Raw genomic sequence first — 6,313 nt, forward strand, 5'->3', positions numbered from 1 at the left:
AAAAGTACATTACGTGTTTTTTAGTTTGTTTGAACGAAAGTTCATTTTGTTTTCGTTCTTAAGTTGATGGGCATGCGGTGCAACAGTTACTTGATCTTCTTTCCCTTGTACTACAGAGAGTGTATTGTTTTTATCGACCTTTAGTTTTTGTTTTTCGAAGTTATTAAACCCGTATTCGATTAACTCACGAGATTCTGTGAAGCGCTCGTCCATTGATTTTGTTTTAATAATAACCGAAATAAGACGTACATCACCACGTTTAGCAGTAATAGTAAATCCGTATCCAGCTGTATCAGAACTTCCGGTTTTTAAACCATCAGTACCTTCATAAGCGAAAGCAGCTCCTGGTAACATCCAGTTCCAGTTTTCCATACGAATTGGTTTCGGATGATTATCTGGGAAGTTTCTAAATCTTTGTTTTGTATCCTCTAGCATTTCTGGATACTTTGTAATCATTGCTTTTGAAAGTATACCCATATCGCGAGCTGACATAGAGTTTTCTGCATTTGGATCAGTACCCTCAGGATGTTTTCCTTTTAAGTCAGCGTTATTTAAACCAGTAGCGTTTACAAATTTATATTTCTTTAACCCTAGTTTTTTTGCATGTTCATTTGCAAGATTTAAGAAGTTTTTCTCACTTCCTGCAAGAAGTTCTGCTAAGGCAATACTAGATCCGTTTGCAGAGAAGATAACGATAGAATGATATAGTTCTCTTACAGTATATTGACGTCCTTTTTCGAACGGCACGTTAGAGAATTCATTATTACGTGAAACTTCATAAGCGTAATCGGAAATATTTACCTTTGTATCCCAAGTGATTTTTCCTTCTTTAATTGCTTCTAACACGGCATAAACAACAATTAATTTTGACATACTAGCGATAGCTAGTAATTCATCTGGATTTTGTTCATGCAGTATTTTTCCTGTATCTGCATCAAATAGAAGTGCAGCAGCTGCCTCAATGTGTATTTTTTCTTCCGCATGGGATGTTGTTACTCCTAAGGAAGAAATTGACAATAGAAACACTAGTAAAATAGAAAAGATTTTCTTCATATACATTATCACCTTCGCATCGTTATTAGCATATAGCTCGTACCATTTTAGCATAAATTTGGATATAGAAAGGTTACAATTTTGTAAGGTATTTAAAAGGGATTTGTCGATTTTTGTTCAAATTTGCGGAAAAAAGAAGTTTTTTGAGGAGAAATATAGAGGGGAATAAAAAAAGGAACGAATTTCGTTCCTTTTTCACGATTTATATGTGTAAAAATTTCTCTACCTTTTCGTCTGGTAAAATGTTTCCGACGAAAAATGTTCCGAATTCACCATAACGAGCACTTACTTCATCGAAGCGCATTTCATATATAAGCTTTTTAAATTGAAGAACATCGTCAGCGAATAATGTTACGCCCCACTCAAAATCGTCGAACCCAACAGATCCTGAAATAACTTGGCGTACTTTACCTGCATACTGGCGACCAATTTTACTATGACTGTACATCATTTTCTTACGTTCCTCCATCGGAAGCATGTACCAGTTGTCATCACCTTGGCGACGCTTGTCCATTGGATAGAAGCAAATATGATTTGCTTTCGGTAACTCAGGATATAAGCGAGCTAAGATTTGTGGATTTTGGTATGGATCTTCATCAGCTGGAAGGTAGTTGCTTAGTTCAACAACAGATACGTAAGAGTATGCAGGAACCATATATTCAGCTAAAGTTGTTTTATTCAATTCTGTCTCAATTTCATTTAACTCTTCCATTGTTGGACGTAAAATCATAAGCATAATATCAGCTTTTTGGCCAACAACTGTATACATTGCGTGACTGCCCTTTTTTGCAGCAGCTACGTCGTTCCATTTTTCAACGACATTTAAAAATTCAGACACAGCTTGTCCGCGTTCGTCGCTAGATAATGTTTTCCATGCAGCCCAATCAATAGAACGTAAATCATGTAAACAATACCAGCCATCTAACGTTGTTGTTGCTTCACTCATTCTATTCACCTCAGTTAATGATAGTTTTACACGTTAACTATAGCATATATAGTTTTAAAATCATCTATATAAAACCTTGGCGCATAAAATTGTCACATTTAAGTGTTTAAGCAAGGTGAATGTAACGGCTGAATTTTATGAAAATATAATCATTTTTATTTTATCTATTTTTTGGGAGCTATAAGTTTAAAATATAGAGGAAAAGAAGTATTCTTAAAGATAGAGTTTTTTAACATATGTAGGAGGGTTTATTCGTGAGCAACTTATTTACAACAGTAAAAGAAAAAGTTCAAGGAAAAGGCATTTCTATCGTACTTCCTGAAGGAACTGATGAAAGAATTTTAGGCGCTGCAGAGCGTTTAGCAAAAGAAGAGTTAGTAAAATCAATCTTAGTTGGTAATAAAGAAGAAATTAGCGCAAAAGCTGCTAGCATGAATTTAACATTAGCAGGCGTTGATATTTACGATCCAGCTACATACGAAGAAATGGATGCAATGGTAGCATCTTTCGTTGAACGCCGTAAAGGTAAAGCAACTGAAGAAGACGCTCGCAAAATCCTTAAAGACGAAAACTACTTCGGTACAATGCTTGTATACATGGGCAAAGCACACGGTTTAGTAAGTGGTGCAGCTCACTCTACAGCTGATACAGTTCGTCCAGCACTTCAAATCATTAAAACAAAACCAGGCGTTACAAAAACTTCTGGCGTATTCATCATGGTACGTGAAGAAGAGAAATATGTATTCGCTGATTGTGCAATTAACATTGCACCAAATAGCCAAGATTTAGCTGAAATTGGTATCGAAAGTGCGAAAACTGCTGAACTATTCGGCATTGATCCACGCGTTGCTATGTTAAGCTTCTCTACAAAAGGTTCTGCGAAATCTCCAGAAACAGAAAAAGTTGTAGAAGCAACTCGCATTGCAAAAGAAATGGCTCCAGAATTAGCTCTAGATGGAGAATTCCAATTCGATGCTGCATTCGTACCATCTGTAGCTGAGAAAAAAGCTCCAGGTTCTACAATTAAAGGTGATGCTAACGTATTCGTATTCCCAAGCTTAGAAGCTGGTAATATCGGCTACAAAATCGCTCAACGTTTAGGTAACTTCGAAGCAGTAGGACCAATCTTACAAGGTTTAAACATGCCTGTAAACGACCTATCTCGTGGATGTAACGAAGAAGAAGTGTACAAGTTAGCTTTAATTACAGCAGCTCAAGCACTTTAATTCTATAACGAATTGAAATAAAGACCGTCGCTAAAATAGCGACGGTCTTTATTTTTCTAAGCCAAGTGCTTTATTGTTACGATCAATAATACGTTGTAAATTCGTCTCATATAAAGGTATTTCATCTATTGTTAATTGAGATGGTGTTAACTTTGGAGCGAATTGCTGCAATGTTTTTAAAAGGCGCATCATTAAATCTTGTACTGTAATGGTTTCGCCAAGTAATTCTGAAAGTGAAGCCATCGTACTCGGTACAATTTCAGGATAAGTAAAGCGTGTTTCTTCTCCTTGAATGGCTAGGTTGTAGAAATCACGAACGAGTGCGGCACGTTCAGAGCCACTTCCTGTAGCACAGAGATAAATTTGGACAGCGACACCACCGCGAATACGGCGCTGTGAAATACCAGCAAATTTTTGATCGCGAATACTTAAATCGTAGCTACCAGGGCAGTAAGAACCAACGATTTCTTTTGCCTCAATTGTAACATCGTAATCCTTTAACATTTCCTGAATTAAATGCCACATTGTATCGTATCCAAGATCAATATCGATACCTTTTTCCGTCTCTTGGAATAAAAGCGATACGTTTAACACACCTTCATCAAGTACGACTGCAAGTCCGCCAGAATTACGAACGATAACATTGAAGTTGTTTTCTTTTAAAAAGGAAATACCTTCTTCCAAGTGCGGTAGGCGTGAATCTTGAATGCCAAGAACAATTGTATTGTGATGAACCCAAGAACGCATTGTTGCAGCTGATTGACCATTTCCGATACTTGTGCATAATGTGTCGTCCATTGCGAATGACTGCAATGCATGGAATGTTGGTCCCAAACTAGACTGATCTACAATACGCCACTCTGGCTGAGATAAAATGGAACGGGAATTGCTCATATAACTAACCCCTTATCTTTAAAATGACAATCTCTATTATAGCAAAAAATAATGAAAGTAGTTTTTAAGAGAAAACCTTACTGAATTGTAAGGTTGTTGTAAGGAAAGTGAATTGGTTAAATGATCTAAGATGGCTAAACTAAGAGATGTAATTATTGATTTTAGGAGGCATACAAATGAAAAATGTTAAATTAGGAATCGTAGCGATTATGTCAGCTGCTGTATTTAGTGGCTGTTCTATTATGGATATGATTGTACCACAAGCAACGGGTGTTGTTATGTACGGAGATGAAACAGGCGTTCAACAAACAATGGATCAATATAAAGATAAAATTGAATCTCAAAATAAATTTGAAGCTAAACTAGGTACTGTTAATGAGAAAAAGGTTTTAATCATGAATAAAACAACGGCTGAGAAGATGATAAAGGAAAACATGCTGAAAAAAGTAGTGAAAGAAGATGTAGAACCTATTAAAGCATTGCCGGCTATTTCTGATGAAGCTGGAATTGTATTTGCTAAAGAGGAACAAAAAGATGTAGTAATTGATGGAAAGAAAATGAAGTACGAAGGCAATGTAGTAATTGGTGATGCGCGTAAATATACAGATATGTATGCAGTTGTTAGTGATGCAGAATATGCAAAAATAAGTGAACCGGTAAAAACAATTGGTTTAGCATCCTTTAAAGAGAATCCAAAGGAAAAGATTTTCCCAGATATAAAGAGGGATTCTAAAGTAGAAGAAGCACATATGGTTGAAGTGAAATAACAAAAAGGATGCATGTAATGCATCCTTTTTACTCTGCAATTTTTTCTAAATTACCGTTTCGATCCATTCGGAAAGATGTTTGAGAACGTTCTTCTTCATCCATGACTGCCAACTTACGAGCGCGGTTCATAATGTTCATAAGTGTTTCGTAATCTTCTTGTACAGTATGAGATTGTTTTTCTAATTTTTCCAGTTTCTTTTCTAGTTCTTCATTTCGAAGGATTTGTGATTTAATTTCTTGTTTCAATCTCGTATTCTCGTTTTCAAGAGCTGTCACTTTTATATTTGAAGATCCGACTGTTTGTAAAAAATAAATAACATCTTGCATTGTCATAGAGCCTTTTGCAGTAGGAACGGTAGTTTCTTGATATGGAGTAGCTTCTTTATATTGTACAATTGATTCCTCTTGTACGAACTCTTCATAATTAGTTATCGAATCTGAAGCTGGTGGTGTATAAAGTAAACGTTTTTTCGCTTGTTCACCACTTGCAGCACGCATTTTATCTTTACGATGTTTTTTTGCTAGTTGAAGAGCTTGTTCATAGCTATAGCGAACAACAGCATTCCAACGGAAACCACAGGCAGCCGATGTACGATTTAATCTGTCTCCTACTTCTTCAAATGCATTTAATTGGGTACTTCCTTCTCGAACGTGACGAAGTACAGTTTCAGCAAGTAATAAATCATCCTCATCCGTCCAAGCATCTTGTCTTACTTTCATAGATTCAACTCCCTTTCTTTTTATGAACTTCCTATTTTTATAATGGGCAAAAAAGTGAGCTTTTATACAAAGCTTTTAAAAATATGGTAGATTTCGATGAGAGGTATAAAGTGAAACTTTAATCAGTGGGGAGGTTCTTCATCCCCTACCTAACTTCTTTGCTTTCGCTGAATTTTAAGGTGGGGATCTTACTGCCCATTAAAGCGGGATAAATTTTGCCAAGAATGATGAAAGGTGCTGTAGGAAAACATATAAATATGTAGCATTATATGAGGAAAGAGCGTCGAAAGGAAACTTGCAACGAGCTTCAAAGAGCGGTAAAATACCATTTAGTGTTTATTTTTAAATGTACTTGAGAAAAGTTTAAAATAGAGGAAGTGTTATATAATGGGAAACGAATTTCGTGTGTGTGATGATTGTCAGGCAACGAACGTTAAAACGCTGATTCCAAAGCTAAAAAAAGTAGATTCATGTGCAACGATTGAAGTTGGATGTCAGTCTTACTGTGGCCCTGGCCGTAAAAAATCATTCGCATTTGTAAATAATCGTCCAGTTGCAGCGCCAACAGAAGACGAATTAATTGTAAAAATTGAGGCAAAGTTAAATAAGTAAGGAAAAGAAGAGTGAACAGTAAAATGTACCCTATAGAATAGACACTTAAAAAAAGTCTATTCTATAGGGTCTTTCTTGTATAATGAGAGAAAAA

The 6,313-nt window shown here is 36.0% G+C and carries 6 protein-coding genes and 1 pseudogene; 3 read left to right on the top strand and 4 right to left on the bottom strand.

Going from position 1 to position 6,313, the window contains the following annotated elements; all coding sequences use genetic code 11:
* Positions 1–75 precede the first annotated feature (75 nt).
* Both PDQ33_RS27815 and hemQ read right to left on the bottom strand, forming a co-directional pair.
* Positions 76–1,053 (bottom strand): annotated as a pseudogene (locus tag PDQ33_RS27815) (serine hydrolase); the annotation flags it as partial.
* Positions 1,054–1,255: 202 nt separating this feature from the next.
* A complete protein-coding gene (gene hemQ, locus PDQ33_RS27820; RefSeq protein ID WP_001287585.1) occupies positions 1,256–1,999 on the bottom strand; it encodes a hydrogen peroxide-dependent heme synthase in 744 nt (247 codons plus the stop codon).
* A 254-nt stretch (positions 2,000–2,253) separates the two neighbouring features.
* On the opposite strand from hemQ, the gene pta reads away from it, so the two are divergent.
* Positions 2,254–3,225 (top strand): phosphate acetyltransferase, encoded by a 972-nt coding sequence (gene pta / locus PDQ33_RS27825; protein ID WP_270394097.1) that lies wholly within the window; start codon positions 2,254–2,256, stop codon positions 3,223–3,225.
* Positions 3,226–3,273: 48 nt separating this feature from the next.
* On the opposite strand, the gene PDQ33_RS27830 is transcribed toward pta, so the two are convergent.
* Positions 3,274–4,119 (bottom strand): lipoate--protein ligase family protein, encoded by an 846-nt coding sequence (locus PDQ33_RS27830; protein WP_000071956.1) that lies wholly within the window; start codon positions 4,117–4,119, stop codon positions 3,274–3,276.
* Positions 4,120–4,295: 176 nt separating this feature from the next.
* On the opposite strand from PDQ33_RS27830, the gene PDQ33_RS27835 reads away from it, so the two are divergent.
* A complete protein-coding gene (locus PDQ33_RS27835) occupies positions 4,296–4,886 on the top strand; it encodes a lipoprotein BA_5634 family protein (RefSeq protein WP_270757033.1) in 591 nt (196 codons plus the stop codon).
* A gap of 28 nt (positions 4,887–4,914) precedes the next feature.
* Here PDQ33_RS27835 and PDQ33_RS27840 read toward each other — a convergent pair whose 3' ends face one another.
* Positions 4,915–5,607 (bottom strand): RsfA family transcriptional regulator, encoded by a 693-nt coding sequence (locus PDQ33_RS27840; RefSeq protein WP_000868375.1) that lies wholly within the window; start codon positions 5,605–5,607, stop codon positions 4,915–4,917.
* A gap of 387 nt (positions 5,608–5,994) precedes the next feature.
* On the opposite strand from PDQ33_RS27840, the gene PDQ33_RS27845 reads away from it, so the two are divergent.
* Positions 5,995–6,219 (top strand): DUF1450 domain-containing protein, encoded by a 225-nt coding sequence (locus tag PDQ33_RS27845; RefSeq protein ID WP_000526077.1) that lies wholly within the window; start codon positions 5,995–5,997, stop codon positions 6,217–6,219.
* Positions 6,220–6,313: the final 94 nt, after the last annotated feature.

The sequence above is a fragment of the Bacillus cereus group sp. Bc031 genome (assembly GCF_027716265.1).
GTDB lineage: Bacteria > Bacillota > Bacilli > Bacillales > Bacillaceae_G > Bacillus_A > Bacillus_A paranthracis.

Excerpts from the sequence above, each read along its gene's own strand:
- PDQ33_RS27835 (WP_270757033.1), top strand. The coding sequence starts at position 4,296 with ATGAAAAATGTTAAATTAGGAATCGTAGCGATTATGTCAGCTGCTGTA.
- hemQ (WP_001287585.1), bottom strand. The coding sequence starts at position 1,999 with ATGAGTGAAGCAACAACAACGTTAGATGGCTGGTATTGTTTACATGAT.
- PDQ33_RS27840 (WP_000868375.1), bottom strand. The coding sequence starts at position 5,607 with ATGAAAGTAAGACAAGATGCTTGGACGGATGAGGATGATTTATTACTT.
- PDQ33_RS27830 (WP_000071956.1), bottom strand. The coding sequence starts at position 4,119 with ATGAGCAATTCCCGTTCCATTTTATCTCAGCCAGAGTGGCGTATTGTA.
- PDQ33_RS27845 (WP_000526077.1), top strand. The coding sequence starts at position 5,995 with ATGGGAAACGAATTTCGTGTGTGTGATGATTGTCAGGCAACGAACGTT.